This is a genomic window from Lichenicoccus sp. (assembly GCF_965276875.1).
Lineage (GTDB): Bacteria > Pseudomonadota > Alphaproteobacteria > Acetobacterales > Acetobacteraceae > Lichenicoccus.
Genome location: NZ_OZ255701.1, coordinates 2,080,369 through 2,099,455 on the forward strand (window position 1 = coordinate 2,080,369; position 19,087 = coordinate 2,099,455).

Sequence of the window (19,087 nt, forward strand, 5' to 3'; positions counted from 1 at the left end):
TCCGAAGCAAGGTCCAGCCTGACCCGATGACACCCATACAGACCCGCGTGATCGACGGCAGGCAGCGTGCCGCGGCCCTGACCGCTGAGGTGGCGGCGGACGTGGACCGAATTGGCTGCGAACAAAGGCTTATTCCGGGCCTCGCCGTCGTGCTGGTCGGTAGCGATCCGGCGAGCGAGGTCTATGTGCGCAACAAGACCCGCCAGACCCAGGCCGTCGGCATGCGCTCGTTCGCGCACGCGCTGCCCGAGACCACCTCGGAAGCGGCGCTGCTGGCACTGGTGGACCGGCTGAACCGCGACCCGCTGGTGCATGGCATCCTGGTGCAATTGCCGTTGCCCCCATCTATTGACAGCACGCGCATCCTTGATGCGGTCGACCCGGAAAAGGATGTCGACGGGCTGGGGCAGGTCAATGTCGGCCGCGTCGCGCTGGGCCATCCCGGGCTCGTGCCCTGCACGCCGCTCGGCTGCCTGTTGCTGCTGCAGGCCGAACTCGGCGCGCTGCGTGGGCTGCACGCCGTGGTGATCGGACGGTCGAACCTGGTCGGCCGGCCGATGAGCCAGCTTTTGCTGAATGCAGACTGCACGGTCAGCGTCGCCCACATCCACACCCGCGACACCGCGGCACTGGCGCGTCAGGCCGACATCCTGGTGGTGGCGACCGGGCGGCAGGGCCTGGTTCGCGGCAACTGGATCAAGCCAGGCGCCACCGTCATCGATGTCGGCATCACCCGGGTCATGACCGAGAGCGGCAAGACCCGGCTGGTGGGCGACGTGGTGTTCGACGAGGCGATCGGGGTGGCCGGCCGGATCACCCCGGTGCCGGGCGGCGTCGGTCCGATGACCATCGCCTGCCTGCTGCGCAATACCTTGTCGGCGGCAAAGACGCTTACGGCCGCGCGATGAGTCCGACCTCGTAGCCGTATGCGAGCCTTGCCACCCAGTACGTCTGTGGCCGTTGTATCCACGGCGGTTGCGTGCCGCCAGGCGCGTAGGCCGGATTGCGCGACAGCAGCCAGGCAGAGCAGATCGCACGACGCGGGTTATAGCCGGACGCGGGCGGCGGCAATGGCAACGGTGTCTGTCGGACGGCACCGTAGGTCAGGCCGACCGCATAGAGGTCGCGGGACTGGACAGCCCGGTCCACGAAGGCGCGCACGTCCGGGTTGCCGCAGGACGATTGGGCACACGCCGAAAGTGCGAGAAGCCCGAGCAGCGGCAGGATCGGCCTCATGGATGGCTCCGACGCAATGAAGGGCCGAAACGAATGGCCACGGACGGCATTATGGATGCGGCATGGCGGTGCCGAAATTGGGACAGGGACGCGCTGCCATGATAGTGCCATGCGGCGGTCGTCCAGTGAAGCGGCGTTGCAGACGGAGAATGACGTTTTGCCGAGCAAGATCTGGATCGATGTCGAGGACCTGTTTCAGTATGCCGCCTTTAATCCGCGTCCAAGCGGGATCCAGCGGATCGAGTACGAGCTCTGCCGCGCCCTCGCCAGCCTTCCGGAGTCGCGAGACCGGGTGCGTTTCGTCCGTCACGCCGGCATCGAAAAAGGCTTCTACTCGATCCCCTACCGCGAATTGGATGCGCTCTACGGCACGCTGACCTCCGATGACAGCAGGGGCGAGCGGCGACCGCCGGAAAAGAAGGCCGAGCCGTCCGCTGTCGCGAGTGACCCGCCAGTTCTGCCACGGCGAGTGCCGCGGCCGCTTTCGAAGGACCCGCTGCGTCGGATCGCGTACAGCGTGCCGACCGGCCTACGCAATCCGCTGGTGGCCTTCTACAAGGCCGAGCGTGAGGCCGGGCGGGCGCTCGCGCAAATCGGCAGCGCGCTCGGATGGGCCGCCCGCAGCCGCCTCTCGCGGGCGCTGGGTGGCACATTCGGCGGCAACACCAGCACCGGCGCCGGCACGACCGCGACCCAGGCGCCGCTGGCGGATGGAATCGAGGCCAATTCGGTGCCGGTGGCTGGAGTGACCGCGTTCGATACAACTTCGGCACCCGGCGACATCCTGCTGGTGCTCGGCTCGCCCTGGTTTCACCCGTTCTATGCGGAGCTGGTCGGCCGGGCGCAGCGGCAGCGCGAGCTGCGCTTCGCTCTGCTGGTCTATGACATCATCCCGCTGCGGCGTCCGGAATGGTGCGACCACAACCTGGCCCTGCGTTTTCGCGAATGGACCACGGACGTGTTCCCGCTGGTCGACAGCTTCCTGACCATCTCGCGCTCCAGTGCGACGGACATCGTCCGCCTCGCGCACGAATGCGGCTATACCCTGCGCGCCGCGCCGCAGCCGATCCCGATCGGTACAGGCTTCACCTCGCCGACGCGACCGCTCGCGGCCGAGGCGGCGATACGCGACACCGCGCGACTGCCTGCCGCCGGCAGCTACGCGCTGATCGTCTGCACCATCGAGGCACGCAAGAACCACATTCTGCTGTTCCGGGTGTGGCGACGGATGCTTGAGGAAATGCCGCATGATCTGGTCCCGACCCTGGTGTTTGCCGGCCGGGTGGGCTGGCTGGTCAGCGACCTGATGCAGCAGTTGCGCAATGCCGACTTCCTCGACGGCAAGATCAGGCTGGTGGAGGACCCCACCGACGACGAACTCGAACAGCTCTACGCCGGCTGCCGCTTTACTTTGTTCCCGTCGCTGTATGAAGGCTGGGGCCTGCCGGTGACCGAGAGCCTGGCGTTCGGCAAGCCCTGCGTGATCTCTCGGGCGACCTCGCTGCCCGAGGCCGGCGGCCATCTCGCGCGCTATTTCGACCCGGAGAACGCCGGTGAGGCCTATGACGTGATCCGCTATGTGGTGGAGACGCCGGAGGAGACCCAGGCCTGGGCCGAACAGGTGCGACGCGAGTTCCGGCCGGTGAGCTGGGCGGAGAGCGCGCGCGGCGTGCTGCGGGCGCTTGGCCTCGGCCCGGAGGAGATGGAGGTCAGCGTTCAGGAACGGACACTGGCGGACGAACACACCGCGGTGCATCCGCTCTGAGCAGCACGCGCGTATAGGCCCTTCCATGACGTTCGTCTCATACGCCCAGAATTTCGAGGACGTGCTGCTCTGGCGCGCCCTGCGCGACGTCAACCAAGGCTTCTATGTCGATGTCGGGGCGGCGCACCCGGACGCGGACTCCGTCACCCGGGCGTTCTTCGAGCGCGGCTGGCGCGGCCTCAATATCGAGCCGGGCGTGGCTGACGCGGCACGGCTGGCGGCGGCACGTCCCGGCGACATCACGCTGCAGCTCGCGGCCGGACGCTGCGATGGCGAGGCGGATTTCTTCAGCGTGCCGGGCACCGGGCTCTCGACGCTCGATCCCGCGGTGGGCGAGCGCTACCGCGCGCAATACCGGATTCCAGCGCCCGGACGGATCACCGTGCGCACCTTGGCGAGCCTGTTCAGGCGCATGTCCGCGGCGAGATTCATTTTCTCAAGATCGACGTCGAGGGCACCGAAGCGGACGTGCTGGCCGGCGCCGACCTGCGCACCTGGCGCCCCTGGATCGTCCTGGTCGAGGCGACCGCGCCGCTCTCCACCGAGCCCACTCATGCGGCCTGGGAGCCGGACCTGGTCGAACAGGGCTATCGCTTCGTCTGGTTTGACGGTCTCAACCGGTTCTATGTCGCAAACGAGCGCGCGGGGATGCTGTCGCGGCATTTTCGCACTCCGCCGAACGTGTTCGACAATTTCATCCGCGCCAACGACACCGTGTGGGCCGAACGGATCAGTGCGGCGGAGACCCGCGCCGACATCGCCGAACGCAGCCTTGCCACCGAACTGCCGCAGGCCAGCCGCGCCGCGGTGGCCGCTCAGTCGCGGGCCGACGCCGCCATTCACGCGGTCGACCGTCTGCAACAGGACCTCACGGTTCTGCGCCAGGAGAGCCATGCGCGCGCGGCGGCGCTGGATGCCGATCTGCACCAGAGCCGGCACGACCTTCAACAGGCGCATCTGCGGCTGCAGGCAGCGTTGCGGACCTGCGACGAACGGGCGCAGGCGATCGAGCAGATCCAGGACAGCCTCGACGAGACGACGCACACTTTGGCCCAGGCGCACCACCAACTGCACCACACGACCCTGGCCATGAACGAGGCGCAGGCCTGGCTGGCCGCGATCGGACACAGCACAACATGGCGGCTCACCGGCCCGGTCAGGGTGGCTCTGCGAACGCTCAAGGGCGGCCGCCCCCGTCCCGGCCCAACAATCCCCTCCGAACCGCCGGCGCCGTTGCCGCGCAAGACCAGGAGCCTGGCGCCCACGCCCGCACCACCGCCGGCCGCAGCACCCGCGCCCGCGCCCGCGCCGACGCCCGCTCTGCCGGAGGGGTTCTTCGATATCGTAACGCTGCCGCCGGCATCGCCGCCGCCGCCGGGGCGGAGCCGCGCGCAGGTGCATCAGTTCCATTCCGGCTCCGGGGTGGCTGATGCGATCACCAACGCCATGCTGCTCACCCGCACGCTGCTGCGCGGGCTTGGCTACGCGAGCGAGATCTTCGTCGCCCACCGTGCGCCGGAGCTGGCTTCCGAGCTGCGCCTGCTCGACGAGTTGCCGCCGCATGACGAGTACGTGCTGATCGTACGGCACTCGATGGGCCATGACAGCTTCGACCAGATCCTCGCGTTGCCGGCGCCGAAGATCCTGATCTACCACAACATTACCCCGCCCGACCTGCTGAACCGGCACCCGATGCTGGCTGCCTACGCCGCTCTTGGCCGGCGCCAGCTCGCAGCCCTGCGGGGGCAGGTGCACGCCGCCCTCGCCGACAGCGAATACAACGCGATCGAGCTGCGCCAGCTCGGTTTCGAGCCGGTCCGTGCCTGCACCCTGTTGTTCGACATCGACGTCATGCTGAGCCGCGCCGCGTCCGTGCCGGCCCAGCGGGGCAGCGCGGTCTTCACCATCCTGTTCGTGGGCCGGATCTGTCAGTCCAAGGCGCAGCTCGAACTGATCGGCGCCTATAACGCCTTTCGCACGCGCCACCACGCGCCGGCGCGGCTGGTTCTGGTCGGCCGTGACGACCGCGATGCCTATGCCGACGCCGTTCGCCGCGCAATCGCCTGTAGCGCGCAACCGGACGAGATCATCCTCACCGGGCTCATCGACGACGACACGCGCAACACCTGGTATGCCAGTTCCGACCTCTATGTGTCGCTGTCGCGGCATGAAGGCTTCGGGGTGCCGCTGGTCGAGGCGATGGCGCACGGGGTGCCGGTGCTGGCGCGGGCGAGCGGTGCGATCCCCTATACGCTGGCCGATGACGAGGCGTATTTGGCGGAGGATGCCGGCGCTCCGGAGATCGGCGCACGGCTGGCTGACCTCGCGCGCGCGCCGCAGCGTCGCGCGGCACGGGCGGCGACGCAGCATGCCTCGCTCGCGCGCTTCGCGCTGCCGCCGCAGACCGCGATCCTGGCAGGGGCGTTGTTGCGCGCGGGAGCGGCGCTGCCGTCAGACCCGCGCACCCGGGCGGCCCTCGCCGCCAACCTGCGCTTTGCCGTCACCGGCCACGTCAACACCAGCTACAGCCTGGCCGCGATCAACCGCAACCTGGCTTTGAGCCTGGAGGCGGCCTGCCCCGGGCGGGTACGCCTGATCCCGGTCGAGGGGGTGTTCACCACCGAACTGTCGGCGTCGCCGGCGGCGGACGCGGCCCCGATCGCGGCGCTGGCGGCGCGCGCCGCCCCGCTCACCGCGCCAGAGCTGATCATCAGCCAGCACTTCCCGGTGCATGTGCCGCCGCGGGCTGCCGGCCAGATCCGCCTCGCCATGGTGTTCTGGGAGGAGTCGCGGCTGCCGGCGGAGACCATCGCCACCTTGCAGGAGGGCTTCGACGGGGTCGTGGCGCCGAGCCGCTTCGTGGCGCGCGCGCTGCAGGAGTCCAGCCTGAGGCTGCCGGTCCGGGTGATCCCGCCGCCGGCCTCGCTGGCGGCATTTCGCGCGCGGCCGCCGGTCCCCCGCCCTACGGACGCGCCGCTGACCTTTCTGCACGTCTCATCGTGCTTCCCGCGCAAAGGTGCCGACATCCTGTTGCGCGCATGGGCGGCGAGCTTTTCCGCGGCCTCTCCCGTTCGCCTGCTGATCAAGAGCTTTGCCAATCCGCACAACACGATGGAAGCCGACATCACTGCCCTGCGCGAGGCGAACCCCGATCTGGCGCCGATCACCCTGATCGAGCAGGATCTCGACGAGGCGGCCATGGCCGCCTTGTATGCGCAGGCGGACGTGATGGTGCTGCCCACACGCGGCGAAGGCTACAACCTGCCCGCCGCGGAAGCGCTCGCCGCCGGACTGCGCCTGATCGTCACCGGTGCCGGCGGTCATATGGATTTCTGCACCCGGGACGATCCGCGTATCCGCCTGCTGGCCTACCGCCATGCCTTGTCCGGCAGCCATCTGGCGACGCCGCAGTCGCTCTGGCTTGAGCCCGACGAGGCAGACCTCGCCTGCGCGCTGCGCGAGGCGTGCGCGCGTGGACATGCTCCCGTGATGGCTGACCCTGAGGTCGCATCCGGGGGCGGCCCCGACACCGTGGCGGAGGAATTCACCGGCTTCGGGCTCGATCTGCTGCTGCGGCCGTCCGCTGGCGGGCTGCGCGTCGCCTGGGTATCGAGCTGGGGTCAGAGATGCGGCATCGCCGAGTATTCGCGTCTTCTGCTCGGCGCGCTGGAGCCGCAGCCTGGCCTGGAGATGACCGTGCTGTGCGACGAGCGCACCCCGGCCTACGATCCGGTGCCGGGCAGCTTGGCGCATATTCCCTGTTGGCGGACGGGCGACGCGGCCGGCCCGGACCTGCTGAGCGCCATTGCCCGCCTCGATGCGGATGCGGTGGTGCTGCAACATCAACCCGGCCTGATGGGTTGGGGGCGTCTGGCCGAAACGGTGCGCGAGATCGCCGGGCAAAATCGTGTGGTCAGCGTCACCCTGCATAACACCCGCACTTTGCTCGACCTGGTGGAGGCCGAGCGCGCGGCGGTGCTGGACGGCCTGGCCGCGGCGGACCGGGTGATCGTCCATACGCGCGCCGACCTCGACCGGCTCGCCGGGCTCGGCCTGAGCGACATTGCCTTGTTCGCGCACTGCGTGCGCACGCCGCGCGCGCCAAGCCCGCCGCGGCCGCTGACCGAGACGGACGATGTGGTGATCGGCTGCTACGGCTTCTTCCTGCCCGGCAAGGGGATCGACGTGCTGGCCGCGGCCAGCGTGCTGCTGCGCGAGACCTGGCCGGGGATGCAGTTGCGGCTGGTCAACGCCGCCTATGGCGGTGCCGAGTCCGACGACGAGATCGCGCGCACCCGCGAGATCGCAGCCCCGCTCGGACAGGCGGCGCACTTCCACACCGGCTTCCTGCCGCAGGACCAGTCGCAGGCCTTGCTGGCCAGCTGCGATATCATCGTGCTGCCGCACCAACACTCCAAGGAGGCCTTCAGCGGCGCGCTGTGCACCGCGCTGACCGCCTCGGTGCCGACCCTGGTCAATGACATCCGCCTGTTCGACGAGGCCGACGACGCGGTCTGGCGCATCGACGCTTCGGATCCTGCGCGTCTCGCGGCCGAGATCGACCGCGCGCTGCGCGACCTGGCGCTGCGGCAGCGGCTGCAGGCGAGCGCCCTGGCCTGGACCCGCGAACGCGGCTGGCCCTCGCTCGCCAGCCGGCTGATCGGCATGCTGACTGGGCTGTCACACTCAAGGCTTGGACAGGATATCGGGTGAGCGACCCGGTCGGCCTGTTCGCCGGCCTCGCCGGCTACCTTGAACAGGGGATAAGCAAAGTCGAAGGCTGGCTGTCCCCGGTCACCGCGTCGATGATCGCGCATCTGCTGGTCGGCCAGAGCCTGCATGGCCTGCGCGGCGATGTCTGTGAGATCGGCGTGCATCACGGCAAGCTGTTCCTGGTCCTGGCCTGTGCCACCCTGCCCGAAGAGCGTGCTGTCGCCATCGACGTGTTCGGCGATCATGACAAGAACCTCGACTGCTCCGGCGCCGGCGACCGCGGCATCTTCGAGGCGCACCTCGCCGCTTATGCACCCGGCGCCGAGGTCGAGATCATCCAGCGTTCGAGTCTTGAGCTGGCGAAGAGCGGCTTTCTCGACCGGCGCTTTCGCCTGATCTCGATCGATGGCGGCCATACCGAGGCGGTGGTGGCCAATGACCTGCGTCTCGCCGAGCGCACCCTGCTGGCCGGCGGCATCGCCGCCCTCGACGACATCCTCAGCTATGACTGGACCGGAGTGCTGAGCGGACTCGTGTCATACCTTGCCGGAGGCGGCACGCTGGTTCCGTTCGCGCTGGTGCCGAACAAGCTGCTGCTGTCGACGGACACGGCGGTGGCCGAGCGGGGGCGTGCGGCGATGCTGCACGGCTTTCCGCTCGCCGCATCCAAACGCAACCTCGAGTTCCTCGGCGGCCGCGTCGACAGCTACTGGGAGCATCCCTATTACAGCCGCGAGAGCAGCGCCGGGCTGCGCCTGCAGATCGAGGATTTGCACCGGCAACTTGCCTCGGCGCAGTCGGAGGCCGAGCGCCTGCGGGCCAGCGCCTCATGGCGGCTGACCGCGCCACTGCGCCGGGTCGCGGCACTCACGCGCAGGTGACCGTATGTCACGGAGTTTTATTCCAGCTTCCTCATCCATAACGGTGCGGCAGACGTAGTGGCTTTGTAGTCACTCGGAGGAACAACCATGCCGTTGAACGATATAGCCCAGCCCGACAGCATCGCGGAACGTCCCGGGTCCGGCCTGGAACGCCGCTCGCTGTTCAAGCACGCCGGCGCCGGCCTCGCGGGCGCCGCGGCGGTCAGCGCCCTCTCGGGTGGCGCGTTGCTGGGATCAAGCCAAAACGCCGATGCCGCGACCGCGGTCACCGACGCCGACATCTTCAATTTCGCCCTCAACCTCGAATATCTCGAAAGCCAGTATTACCTTATCGGCGCCACCGGAACCGGACTGCCGGCTAACCTGACCACCGGCAGCGTCGGGACCCCGGGTGTCGTCACCGGCGGCAGCATGGTGCCGTTCAAGAGCGATGCCTTCCTCGCCTACGCTCAGCGTATCGCCGTCGACGAACTCGCGCATGTCACCTTCATCCGCACCGTGCTCGGCAGCGCCGCCGTCGCCCAGCCAGCGATCAACCTGCAGACCAGCTTTACCACCCTGGCGATGGCCGCCGGCTTGATCAGCGCCGGTCAGACCTTCAACCCGTTCGCCGACGAGATCAGTTTCCTGGTCGGCGCCTATATCTTTGAGGATGTCGGCGTGACCGCCTATGGCGGGGCGGCGGCGCTGATCAGCAACAAGACCTATTTGACCGCTGCAGCCGGAATCCTGGCGACCGAAGCCTATCACTCGGGCGCCATCCGTACCATCCTCTCCGATCTCGGGGCCGGACAGGCAACCAATGCGATCTCCGCGCTACGCGCCAAGCTTGCGGGTGCCGCGGATGACCAGGGCACCCTGTTGCAGGCACCCGGCTACACCAATGCCTACAACTTCGTGGTCAACGACACCAACGGCCTGACCTACCGTCGGTCCACCAGCCAGGTGCTGAACATCGTCTATGGCGGCACTGCCGGTGGTGGCCTGTTCTTCCCGGCCGGGATGAACGGCACCATTAAGTAAAGCCTGGCAAATAAGGCGCGCTCAACCGGGCGCGGATCGTCGCCTGGGTAGGGATGCCACGAAACACGTGGCGCCTGCCCGGCGCTCGATCCGCAGTCCGGCGCCGTCTCCCTTGAGCAGACCCTTGATCAGACGCATGCCCATGCCTGCGGCGTGCTCGGGGACGAAGTCCACCGGCAAGCTCTCTCCCTGATCGCAGACAGTCAGCACGCCGTTGCTTCCCAACGGCTGCGAGAACGCGATGCGCACCTCGCCCACCCCATATTTCAGCGCGTTGGTGACCAGTTCGTTCAGCACCAGCCCCAGGGTCGTGACATCGGCGGCGGGCCAGATTGCCTCATCGGCCACGACGGTGATCGTGCGGCCGGCCAGCGTGGACGCCATTGCCGCTGCCAGTTCCTCCGCCAGATCCTTAAGATAGGCGCCGACCTCGACGGTCAGTGCCGCTCCGGTCTGGTAGAGGCGGTCATGGATGGCGGCGATGGTGTGCACCCGGGCAGCGCTTTGTTGCAGGTCACGCGCGGCTTGCTCGTCGTCGCTGGCGCGCGCCTGCAGGCTCAGCAGGTTCTGGACGAGCTGCAGGCTGTTTTTGATACGGTGATGGATCTCCAGCATCAGCAGATCCTTCGCCGCCGCCGCCGCTTGTGCGCGATCATGGCGTGCAATCGTGCTCGACAGCAGCCCGGCCAGCGTGCGCAGGAACGCCGTGTCGGCTTCACCGAACGCGCCGCGATCGGATGCGTCAACTTCGAGTACGCCGAAACGATCGGTGGGCTCCGGACCCGCTACCAGCACGTTCAAAGCGCGGCGCACGCCATGCCGCGCCAGCAACTCCGGAGTACGGAAGCGTGTCTCCTCGGACAGGTCGTTGCAGATCACCGGCTCGCCGGTCACGAAGGCAAAGCCGGCCGGGCTCTCCAGATCTTCGCCCAGCGTCGCATGCCCGACCACGCCCACCTCCCAGCCGACGCCGGCGCAGACCAGAAAGCGATGCAGCTCCGGCATGTGGCGCAGCACCTTGGCCCGTTCGCAGCGCATGCCGGCAGCCGCGACCCGTGGCGCCTCTTCGAGGATATCGTCCAGACTCTCCACCCGAAGCACGAAGCCCGCGAACGATGCCACCAGCTCCTGCTGGGCCAGCCTATGCAACAGTTCGGCCTGTGCCGCCTCGCCGCTCACCGGGTGCGCCTGGCGGATGCGGCGCGGGTGAACAGCGCGCGGGCCGCGCGCAGCACGCGCCCGCGATAGTCGAGGTTGAGGTCATGCGTATGGGAGTGGTAGTCGCCGACGGCACGCAACAGGTCGCCGTGCGCGGCGTCGAGATCGGCTCGCATGATCGCGCCGGCGGCGGCAATATTGTAACATGGTAGGTCACGCAGCCGCGCGAATACCATGGCCCCATTGGTGCGAGTGTAACGCGCCAGCGGCTGCAACCAGAGCGTATTGATCTGCATGACCCCGAGATCTAGGGTCCCGTCCGCATTGCGGTGCACCAGACCCGGGCGGCCGCCCTCGACCCGCTGGATCGCGGGCAACACGCGCGGCGGTAGATGATACAACGAGGCGACCAGACTCATGCAGGCAAGATAGGGAACCAGGTGCGCACCCTCCACAAAGCTCTTCGTCCTAGCATGAAAACGCAACACGTCGAGTCTGGCCGGGACCAGGGTTTCACCCTGATCGAGCTGCTCGTGGTGATCGCCATTCTCGGGTTGCTGGTCTCGCTCGTCGCCCCTCGGGTTTTGCACGTGCTGGGCGGCGCCAAAATATCGATCGCGCGTGATTCGATCGCCCGGCTGGAATCAATCCTTGATATGTACAAGCTCGATGTCGGCAACTATCCCAGCACCGAGGACGGCTTGCAGGCCCTGATCGACAAGCCCAGCGACGCGGACAACTGGAACGGCCCCTACGTGAAGAACGAGAGCGCGCTGCGCGACCCCTGGAACCATCCCTATACCTACCACGACCCGTCCTCGCGGCCCGGCCATGATTTCGATCTCTGCTCGCAGGGTCCTGGCAGCACGCCGGACCCGCAAAGCCAGATCTGCAACAAGTAGTCAGAAGCCTTGGGTGAGCCAGCAGGCGAACAGTGAGGCGGCCAGTCCCGGCCCGAACGCCACCCGACGGCTGGGTGCAAGCCAACGCCAGGTCCAAAGTGCTGACCCCAGCACGCCGAGCAGGGTCAGGCCCGCTGCCAATTCGACGACCCTCGGCAGTGCCGCGACTCCCAGCCAGGCCCCGGCCGCGGCCAGCAGCTTGGCGTCGCCGGCGCCGAGCCCCTCGATGCCGCGCAGGCGCCGATATAGCAGCGCGATGGCGCGAAACGCCAACCACCCGAGCACGCAGGCCAGCGCGTGATCAAACAGATGCCGCGATTGCAGCCAAGCCGTGACCAGCAGGCCGAGCAGCAGCAACGGCAAGGTGAGCGCGTCCGGCAGGCGCTGGTGGCGCCAGTCGATCAGGGCCAGCGCCAGACACACCCAGCCGAGCACGCAGCCGGCGAGCAGGACGGCAGGCTGGGTGCCCACCGCGACGATCACCAGCACGGTGACCGCGACTGCCGCCAGCTCGATCGCCGGATGGAACCAGCCGATCGCACCACCGCAGCCGGCGCAGCGGCCGCGCAGAAGCGCGAAGCTGAGCAGCGGCACCAGCTCCGCCGGCCGCAGCGTCCGTCCGCACGTCTCGCAGGCCGAGCGCGACCAGGCCCAGTCCCGCCCCTGCGGCAGCCTGCGCACGACCACGCCCAGGAAGCTGCCGGCAAACGGCGAGGCCACCAGCGCCAGCACTCCGGCTGCATCCACACGCCACCCCACGAATTCCTTAACTGACGCTTGCACTTGCCCCCACCCGGCGGCAATCGTCCACCGATGAGCGAAATCATGGATGCGCCAACCAGCCTCGATACGGCCAACCTTGCACCGGTGGACCGCCTCGCTGGCCTGCTGCTGGAGTCCGGCCAGTGCGACCAGCGCACCATCGAACGCGGCCGACGAGTGGCCGAGGAGAGCGGCAGCCGTCTCGACATCGTGTTGCTGCAGCTCGGGCTGGTGTCCGAACGCGGGCTCGCCGACGCCTATTGCGCGCTGCTCGGCATCGCACTCGCAACCCCTGAGCGCTATCCGGCCGAGCCGTTGCTGGGCGAGCGGCTCACGCCGCGCTTCCTGCGCGAGGTGCGGGCGCTGCCGGTCGCGATCGAGGCTGGCACCCTGGTGGTCGCCACCGCCGACCCGCTGGATAATTTCGTCCCCACTGCGATCGCGGCGGCGACCGGCTATCCCGTCCGTCGCGAGGTCGCGGTGCCGATCGAACTGGAGGCGGCGTTCGACCGGCTCTACCCGCCTGATACCGGCCAGGACACAAGCGGCGATGACGACACCGCCCCGCTCGAGGAGGATGCCGAACGGCTGAAGGATCTGGCCAGCGAGGCGCCGGTGATCCGGCTGGTCAACCAGATCATCTCGCGCGCCGTCGAGACCCAGGCGTCGGACATCCATATCGAGCCGTTCGAGGACCGGCTGCGGGTGCGCTATCGCCATGACGGCGTGCTGGCAGAGATGGAGAGCCCGCCGGCACGGCTGATCCCGGCGATCATCTCGCGCGTGAAGATCATGGCTCGGCTCGATATCGCCGAGCGCAGGCTGCCACAGGACGGCCGCATCAAGCTCGCGGTGCGCGGCCAGGAGATCGATTTCCGCGTCTCCACCATCCCCTCGCTGCATGGCGAGACGGTGGTGCTGCGCGTGCTCGACCGCTCCGCCGTCACCTTCGACTATGCCAAACTGGGCCTGGCGCCGGCCGTAGTGGGTAAGCTGACCGAGCGGCTGGAGCTGCCCAACGGCATCGTCCTGGTCACCGGCCCCACCGGCTCGGGCAAGACCACCACGCTGTATACCGGCCTGCTCGGGCTGAACGCGGTGACCCGCAAGGTGGTCACCGTCGAGGACCCGATCGAATACCAGTTGCGCGGCATCAACCAGATCCAGACCAAGCCGCAGATCGGGCTGAACTTCGCCTCGCTGCTGCGTTCGATCCTGCGCCAGGACCCGGACGTGATCATGGTCGGCGAAATCCGCGACCTGGAGACCGCGCAGATCGCGGTGCAGGCAGCCCTCACCGGCCATCTCGTGCTCTCCACCCTGCACACCAACTCGGCGGCCGCGGCGATCACCCGGCTGCGCGACATGGGGGTCGAGGACTACCTGCTGACCGCGGTGCTGCGCGGGGTGCTGGCGCAGCGGCTGGTGCGCCGGCTGTGTGCGGAATGCCGCGAGCCGTTCGAGGCACCCGCCTCGCTGATCGAGCGGTTCGATCTCGCGCGGCGCACCAATACCCGCCCGATCACCCTGTTCCATGCGCGCGGCTGCGCGCAGTGCCGCAACACCGGCTATCGTGGCCGCCAGGCGATCGCCGAGTTCCTGGTGCCGGATGCCGCGATCGAGCGACTGATCTTCGCCCGCACCGACCATGGCGCGATCGAGCGCGCCGCGGTCGAGGGCGGCATGGTCACCCTGTTCGACGCCGGCATCGAGGCGGCGCTGTCGGGGAGCACCACGATCGAGGAGGTCGCGCGCTCGATCCGCGCGGAGAACTGAGCCGTGGCCAGCTACCGCTTCACCGCGATTACCCCTGCCGGCGTCCTCGTACGCGGCACCACCGAGGCTGCCGACGAGGCCGAGGCGGTCGCCTTCATCCGCCGTCAGGGCAATATCCCGATGCGCACCGAGACCGCGCGCGGCAGTGGCGGCGGCCTGCTCGACGCACTGCGCGGGCTGGATTTCACCCGCAGCAACATGCGCCGCGGCGAGGTGACGCACTTCACCCGCGAACTCGCGGTGATGCTGGGCGCCGGCCAGGACCTCGACCGGGCGCTGCGCTTCCTCGACGAGACCGCGCCAAACCCGCGGGTGCGTACGGTGATTGCCTCGCTGCGCGACCAGGTGCGCGACGGCGCGACGTTGCACGCGGCCCTGGCCAAGCATCCGGGCAGCTTTCCGCGCCTGCATGTCGGCCTGGTCCGGGCAGCCGAGGCCGGCGGCAACCTGGCCGCCACGCTGGAGCGGATCGCCACCCTGATGGAACGCGAGCGGGCGCTGACCGCGACGCTGCAATCCGCGATGATCTACCCGTCCATGCTGATCTTCGCGGCGGTGGGCGCCATCGTGCTGTTGCTGACCGAGGTGCTGCCGCAATTCACACCGCTGTTCGAACAGAACGGCGCCAAGCTGCCGACCTCGACGCAATTGCTGATCGATGCCGGGGCGCTGATCAGCCATGATGGAGTCTGGCTGCTGCTGGCGCTGGCGGCACTCGGCCTGCTCGCGCGCCAAGCGCTGCGCCAGGAGGGGCCAAGGGCACGGCTGGACCGCTTCGCGCTGCGCCTGCCGATCCTGGGCTCGCTGCTCAGCGAGGTGTTGGCGTCGCGCTTCACCCGCACCCTGGGCACGCTGCTGATCAACGGCGTGCCGCTGATCGCCGCCCTCGGAATCGTGCGCAACGTGATCGGCAACCGCGCCGGCATGGCCGCCATCGATGGCGCCACCGAGAGCGCCAAGGGTGGTGCGGGGCTGTCGCGCGCACTGGGAGTGTCGGGGATTTTCCCAGCCCGCATGATCCATCTGCTGCGCCTCGGCGAGGAGACCGCGCAACTCGGCCCGATGGCCCTACGCGCCGCCGAAATCCACGAGGAGAGCACGCGCATCAAGGTGCAGCGGCTGGTGGCGTTGCTGGTGCCGGTGATCACCATCGTCATGGGCGCCGCCGTCGCCGGCATCGTCTCGTCGCTGCTTCTGGCGATGCTGAGCCTGAACGATCTTGCGCAGTAGGACGATCTTGCGCAGTAGCCGGGGCTTCACCCTGATCGAGACACTGGTGGTGGTGACCATCCTCGCGATCGTGGTCGGCGTGCTGATCTCGCGCGGGCCAACCAAGTCAGCGACGATCGACCTCACCGCCGCGTCGCGCACGCTCGCGGACGACCTCCGGCACGCTCGCGCGCAAGCCATCGACACCGACCGGCCGGTGCGTCTCGACGCCGCACAAATGCGCGTGGCCCTCGCCCGCTTGGTGGATCGCCGCGCCGGGCCGATCAGCCTGTCGGTGCATAGCCCGGCGGATGCTGCCCGCCGCGACGGGGTGCTGCGCTTCAATCCCGATGGCTCTGCCAACGGCGCCCGCATCGTGCTCGTCGAGGGCCACGAGCATATCGACATAGCCATCGACTGGCTGACCGGCCGGATCGACCGCGGCACGATCGCACGTGACCCCGATGCGAGCTGAGTCGGCGGCGCAGGAGGGGGCGGGCTTCACCCTGCTCGAGGTGCTGGTCGCCTTCGTCATCGCCGCCCTGGCTATGGGGGTGCTGTTCGAGGGCGCAATCGAAGGGCTGGGGGCGGTGCATCTGGCCGACCGCTCGGCCGAGGCGCTGAGCCTTGCGCAATCCCACCTTGCCGCCGTCGGACACGGGATCGCCGTGCGCACGCAGACCCAGCACGGCGAGGACGGACACGGCTTTTCCTGGTCGCTGTCGCTGCGACCGCTGCAATCCGCGCCGCTCATCCAGAATGGTGGCGATCCGCTGCACCCGGTGCGCGAGACGCTGTTCGAGGTGCTGGTCAGCGAAACCTGGGCCGGCCCGCACGGCACCCGCGGCGTCACCCTGCGGACCCGCAGCACAGCCATTGCGGCACCTGTTTCGTGAGGTACCGTGGCGACGCCGGCTTCACCTTGCTGGAGATCATCGTCGCCCTGGTGGTGCTTGGTGTGTTGCTGGCGACCCTGTCGCAGGGCGTGCATTTCGGCTTCGCCGCCTGGGGCCGGCAGAACCAGTCGGTGCAGGTCGCGGAGTCGCTGCAGGCCACCGACCGCACTTTGCGCCGGCTGGCCGAGCAGATCGAACCGGGCACCGAGCGCGACGCCGGCAAGCTCATCGGAGAGCCACATGCGATGGCGTTGACCTCCACCCTGCCGATCGGACCGGATGGGGCGATGGCGGCCGCCGATATCAGCCTGATGGTTGACCACGACCACCAACTGATCCTGTCCTGGCTGCCGCATGTGCATGCGCAACGCCTGGTGGCAGCACCGCCGCCGCATGTCTCGGTGCTGCTCAGCCACGTCGACACGATCGATCTTGGCTACTGGTCGGACAGCGCCGCGGCCTGGTCGACAAGCTGGGACAACACCAGCGTGCCGGACCTGATCCGCATCCGCATCGTCTTTCCGGCGCACGACAAGCGGCATTGGCCCGACATCGTCGCCGCCCCGATCCGCCAGCAACCGACGGGGTGACAGGCCGACACCCTACTCCGCTGTCCACCCGCCATCGACGACGAGGCTGGTGCCGGTGACGAGTGCCGATGCGTCGGAGGCGAGGTAGAGCACCGCGCCCATCAGGTCCTCGACCGTGCCAATCCGGCCGAGCTTGATTTTGGCGAGCACGTTTTGCCTGAACGCCGCGTCTTCAAAGAACGGCTTGGTCATCGCGGTCTCGATGAAGGTCGGCGCGATGATGTTCGACCGTATGCCGTGGGGCGCCAAATCCAGCGCAATCGCCTTGCTCATCCCCTCCAGGGCCCATTTCGACGCGCAATAGAGCGAGCGGGCGGCGCCACCGACATGACCCATCTGCGAGCCGACATGGACCAGGCTTCCGGTCACGCTTTCGCTCAACATCCGGCGCACCGCCGCCTGTGTGACAAAGAAGACGCTCTTGGCATTCAGGTTCAGCACCGCGTCGTAGTCGGCCTCGGCCACCTCCTGCATCGGCTTCGGCCGGTTCGTCCCGGCGTTGTTGACCAGCACGTGGAAGGCCGGACGGCCGCCGAAGAACGCCTGGACGGCCGCAAGGTCCAGCACGTCCAGAACCGCCGCATCAGCCGAGCCGCCGGCCTCGCGGATAGCGGCGGCACCCGCCTCGATTTCGCCCGCGGACCGCGCCGCCAGGGTGACCGCCGCCCCTGCCTGCGCCAGCGCCGCGGCCAGTGCCAGCCCGATGCCGCGCCCCGCTCCGGTGACCAGCGCGCGCCGGCCATCAAGGCGAAAGCTTGGCGTTTGCGGGAGTGCCATTGCCATATCGCTACGCCGCGGTGGTGCGCGGCTCCGCCTTGCCCGCATAGGGGATGTTGCGGTGGCCATAGCGACGGACCCGGACATTGGCCTGCTCCGCGTGCCCTACGAAGCCCTCCAGCGCGCACAGGCGCGAACAATATTCGCCGATCATGGCACTCGCCTCGTCGGTCAGCACACGCTGGTAGGTGCAGGTCTTGATGAACTTGCCGACCCAGAGACCGCCGGTATAGCGCGCGGCCTTCCGCGTCGGCAGGGTGTGGTTGGTGCCGATCACCTTGTCGCCATAGGCGACATTGGTCCGGTTCCCCAGGAACAAGGCCCCGTAATTGGTCATGTGCCGAAGGAAGTAGTCCGGATCATGCGTCATCACCTGGACGTGCTCTGAGGCAATCCCGTCGGCGATGCTGACCATCTCCTCGTCGCTTTCGGCCACGATGACCTCGCCGAACGCACCCCAACTCTTGCGCACGATGTCGGCGGTCGGGAGCATCGTCAGCAGGCGCTCGATTTCGGCCATCGTCGCCTGCGCCAGCTTGCGCGATGTCGTCAGCAGGATCGCCGGACTGTCGGGGCCGTGCTCGGCCTGCCCGATGAGATCGGTGGCGGCGAGTTCCGCATCGCAACCCGCCTCGTCGGCGATGACCAGCGTCTCTGTCGGACCGGCGAACAGGTCGATGCCGACGCGCCCGAACAATTGCCGCTTCGCCTCCGCGACGAAGGCATTGCCCGGGCCGACGAGGAGATCGACGGGTGCGATCGATCCGGTGCCGATCCCCATCGCCGCGACCGCCTGGATGCCACCGAGGCAATAGATCTCGTCGGCGCCGGCCATCGCCTGTGCGGCCACGACGGCCGGAGCGGGCCTGCCGTGGAACGGCGGCGCGCAGGTCACCACACGCGGAACCCCTGCGACCTTGGCGGTAATCACGCTCATATGGGCGGACGCCAGCAGCGGATATTTGCCGCCCGGCACATAACAGCCGGCGGCGTTCAGGGGGATGTGTTTATGCCCGAGCACGACACCCGGCAGCGTCTCGACCTCGACATCCTTCATGCTGTCCCGCTGGACCGCCGCGAAGTTGCGCACCTGCGTCTGTGCGAACTCGATGTCCTTGAGATCCTGGCTCGAAAGCTGATCGAGACAGTCCTGGATCTCGGACGGCGTCAGGCGATAGCTGTCGCGGTCCCATGTGTCGAAGCGGACCGACAGCGCCCGCACCGCAACGTCGCCGCGGCTTTCGATGTCGGCAAGGATGCCCTCGACGGTCTCGCGCACCTGCCGATCGCGATCAGCTCTCGCCTCGACCGTCGCACCCCTCTTCAGATAGTCGGCCATGCCATCTCCTTACGTGCACGGATGAGTCAATAATCCTATCTGGATTCTCCTTGAGGTGAC

General features: G+C 68.3%; 18 protein-coding genes. 11 read left to right on the forward strand and 7 right to left on the reverse strand.

Features of this window, described 5'->3' with window-relative positions:
• Nucleotides 1–26: 26 nt before the first annotated feature.
• Nucleotides 27–908 carry a bifunctional methylenetetrahydrofolate dehydrogenase/methenyltetrahydrofolate cyclohydrolase FolD gene (gene folD / locus ACQY4K_RS10050; RefSeq protein ID WP_428395714.1) on the forward strand — a complete coding sequence of 294 codons (882 nt, stop codon included), beginning with the start codon at nucleotides 27–29 and terminating at the stop codon, nucleotides 906–908.
• Here folD and ACQY4K_RS10055 read toward each other — a convergent pair.
• Nucleotides 892–1,236 carry a hypothetical protein gene (locus ACQY4K_RS10055; RefSeq protein ID WP_428395715.1) on the reverse strand — a complete coding sequence of 115 codons (345 nt, stop codon included), beginning with the start codon at nucleotides 1,234–1,236 and terminating at the stop codon, nucleotides 892–894. The two genes, folD and ACQY4K_RS10055, sit on opposite strands and share 17 nt — an antisense overlap.
• 109 nt (nucleotides 1,237–1,345) lie before the next feature.
• On the opposite strand from ACQY4K_RS10055, the gene ACQY4K_RS10060 reads away from it, so the two are divergent.
• Nucleotides 1,346–3,001 carry a glycosyltransferase family 4 protein gene (locus ACQY4K_RS10060; RefSeq protein ID WP_428395717.1) on the forward strand — a complete coding sequence of 552 codons (1,656 nt, stop codon included), beginning with the start codon at nucleotides 1,346–1,348 and terminating at the stop codon, nucleotides 2,999–3,001.
• A 37-nt stretch (nucleotides 3,002–3,038) separates the two neighbouring features.
• On the opposite strand, the gene ACQY4K_RS10065 is transcribed toward ACQY4K_RS10060, so the two are convergent.
• Nucleotides 3,039–3,353: a hypothetical protein gene (locus ACQY4K_RS10065; RefSeq protein WP_428395718.1), complete on the reverse strand. Its 315-nt coding sequence runs from the start codon at nucleotides 3,351–3,353 to the stop codon at nucleotides 3,039–3,041.
• Nucleotides 3,354–3,427: 74 nt separating this feature from the next.
• On the opposite strand from ACQY4K_RS10065, the gene ACQY4K_RS10070 reads away from it, so the two are divergent.
• From ACQY4K_RS10070 to ACQY4K_RS10080, 3 genes are all read left to right on the forward strand, one after another.
• Nucleotides 3,428–7,714, forward strand: coding sequence for a glycosyltransferase (locus ACQY4K_RS10070; RefSeq protein WP_428396055.1), 4,287 nt, complete (start codon nucleotides 3,428–3,430; stop codon nucleotides 7,712–7,714).
• Nucleotides 7,711–8,595 carry a class I SAM-dependent methyltransferase gene (locus ACQY4K_RS10075; protein WP_428395720.1) on the forward strand — a complete coding sequence of 295 codons (885 nt, stop codon included), beginning with the start codon at nucleotides 7,711–7,713 and terminating at the stop codon, nucleotides 8,593–8,595. Before ACQY4K_RS10070 ends, ACQY4K_RS10075 begins: the two co-directional genes overlap by 4 nt.
• A gap of 93 nt (nucleotides 8,596–8,688) precedes the next feature.
• Nucleotides 8,689–9,618 (forward strand): ferritin-like domain-containing protein, encoded by a 930-nt coding sequence (locus ACQY4K_RS10080; protein ID WP_428395722.1) that lies wholly within the window; start codon nucleotides 8,689–8,691, stop codon nucleotides 9,616–9,618.
• Between the two features lie 21 nt (nucleotides 9,619–9,639).
• Here ACQY4K_RS10080 and ACQY4K_RS10085 read toward each other — a convergent pair whose 3' ends face one another.
• A complete protein-coding gene (locus ACQY4K_RS10085; RefSeq protein ID WP_428395724.1) occupies nucleotides 9,640–10,797 on the reverse strand; it encodes a sensor histidine kinase in 1,158 nt (385 codons plus the stop codon).
• Nucleotides 10,794–11,231 carry a lytic transglycosylase domain-containing protein gene (locus tag ACQY4K_RS10090; protein WP_428395725.1) on the reverse strand — a complete coding sequence of 146 codons (438 nt, stop codon included), beginning with the start codon at nucleotides 11,229–11,231 and terminating at the stop codon, nucleotides 10,794–10,796. The genes ACQY4K_RS10085 and ACQY4K_RS10090 overlap by 4 nt, the downstream gene beginning before the upstream one ends.
• 18 nt (nucleotides 11,232–11,249) lie before the next feature.
• Here ACQY4K_RS10090 and gspG point away from each other — a divergent pair, with 18 nt between their 5' ends.
• A complete protein-coding gene (gene gspG, locus ACQY4K_RS10095) occupies nucleotides 11,250–11,678 on the forward strand; it encodes a type II secretion system major pseudopilin GspG (protein ID WP_428395727.1) in 429 nt (142 codons plus the stop codon).
• On the opposite strand, the gene ACQY4K_RS10100 is transcribed toward gspG, so the two are convergent.
• Nucleotides 11,679–12,425, reverse strand: a complete 747-nt coding sequence (locus ACQY4K_RS10100; RefSeq protein WP_428395728.1) for a prepilin peptidase — start codon at nucleotides 12,423–12,425, stop codon at nucleotides 11,679–11,681. It abuts the gene before it with no gap.
• Between the two features lie 78 nt (nucleotides 12,426–12,503).
• On the opposite strand from ACQY4K_RS10100, the gene ACQY4K_RS10105 reads away from it, so the two are divergent.
• From ACQY4K_RS10105 to ACQY4K_RS10125, 5 genes are read left to right on the forward strand one after another with little or no spacing between them, the layout of a single operon-like run.
• Complete coding sequence (locus ACQY4K_RS10105) at nucleotides 12,504–14,216, forward strand: GspE/PulE family protein (RefSeq protein ID WP_428395730.1); 1,713 nt, start codon at nucleotides 12,504–12,506, stop codon at nucleotides 14,214–14,216.
• Between the two features lie 3 nt (nucleotides 14,217–14,219).
• The gene (locus tag ACQY4K_RS10110; protein WP_428395732.1) at nucleotides 14,220–15,446 is read left to right on the forward strand and encodes a type II secretion system F family protein; all 1,227 of its coding nucleotides are present in this window, start codon (nucleotides 14,220–14,222) and stop codon (nucleotides 15,444–15,446) included.
• A 7-nt stretch (nucleotides 15,447–15,453) separates the two neighbouring features.
• Nucleotides 15,454–15,900, forward strand: coding sequence for a GspH/FimT family pseudopilin (locus tag ACQY4K_RS10115; RefSeq protein ID WP_428395734.1), 447 nt, complete (start codon nucleotides 15,454–15,456; stop codon nucleotides 15,898–15,900).
• Nucleotides 15,890–16,321, forward strand: coding sequence for a type IV pilus modification PilV family protein (locus tag ACQY4K_RS10120; protein ID WP_428395736.1), 432 nt, complete (start codon nucleotides 15,890–15,892; stop codon nucleotides 16,319–16,321). Before ACQY4K_RS10115 ends, ACQY4K_RS10120 begins: the two co-directional genes overlap by 11 nt.
• Nucleotides 16,318–16,911 (forward strand): prepilin-type N-terminal cleavage/methylation domain-containing protein, encoded by a 594-nt coding sequence (locus ACQY4K_RS10125; protein ID WP_428395738.1) that lies wholly within the window; start codon nucleotides 16,318–16,320, stop codon nucleotides 16,909–16,911. The genes ACQY4K_RS10120 and ACQY4K_RS10125 overlap by 4 nt, the downstream gene beginning before the upstream one ends.
• A gap of 12 nt (nucleotides 16,912–16,923) precedes the next feature.
• On the opposite strand, the gene ACQY4K_RS10130 is transcribed toward ACQY4K_RS10125, so the two are convergent.
• Together ACQY4K_RS10130 and hisD are read right to left on the reverse strand one after the other, a co-directional pair.
• Nucleotides 16,924–17,688 carry an SDR family NAD(P)-dependent oxidoreductase gene (locus tag ACQY4K_RS10130; RefSeq protein ID WP_428395739.1) on the reverse strand — a complete coding sequence of 255 codons (765 nt, stop codon included), beginning with the start codon at nucleotides 17,686–17,688 and terminating at the stop codon, nucleotides 16,924–16,926.
• Between the two features lie 10 nt (nucleotides 17,689–17,698).
• The gene (gene hisD, locus ACQY4K_RS10135) at nucleotides 17,699–19,027 is read right to left on the reverse strand and encodes a histidinol dehydrogenase (RefSeq protein WP_428395741.1); all 1,329 of its coding nucleotides are present in this window, start codon (nucleotides 19,025–19,027) and stop codon (nucleotides 17,699–17,701) included.
• Nucleotides 19,028–19,087 lie beyond the last annotated feature (60 nt).

Excerpts from the sequence above, each read along its gene's own strand:
- folD (WP_428395714.1), top strand. The coding sequence starts at position 27 with ATGACACCCATACAGACCCGCGTGATCGACGGCAGGCAGCGTGCCGCG.
- ACQY4K_RS10055 (WP_428395715.1), bottom strand. The coding sequence starts at position 1,236 with ATGAGGCCGATCCTGCCGCTGCTCGGGCTTCTCGCACTTTCGGCGTGT.
- ACQY4K_RS10060 (WP_428395717.1), top strand. The coding sequence starts at position 1,346 with ATGCGGCGGTCGTCCAGTGAAGCGGCGTTGCAGACGGAGAATGACGTT.
- gspG (WP_428395727.1), top strand. The coding sequence starts at position 11,250 with ATGAAAACGCAACACGTCGAGTCTGGCCGGGACCAGGGTTTCACCCTG.
- ACQY4K_RS10105 (WP_428395730.1), top strand. The coding sequence starts at position 12,504 with ATGGATGCGCCAACCAGCCTCGATACGGCCAACCTTGCACCGGTGGAC.
- ACQY4K_RS10120 (WP_428395736.1), top strand. The coding sequence starts at position 15,890 with ATGCGAGCTGAGTCGGCGGCGCAGGAGGGGGCGGGCTTCACCCTGCTC.
- ACQY4K_RS10130 (WP_428395739.1), bottom strand. The coding sequence starts at position 17,688 with ATGGCACTCCCGCAAACGCCAAGCTTTCGCCTTGATGGCCGGCGCGCG.
- hisD (WP_428395741.1), bottom strand. The coding sequence starts at position 19,027 with ATGGCCGACTATCTGAAGAGGGGTGCGACGGTCGAGGCGAGAGCTGAT.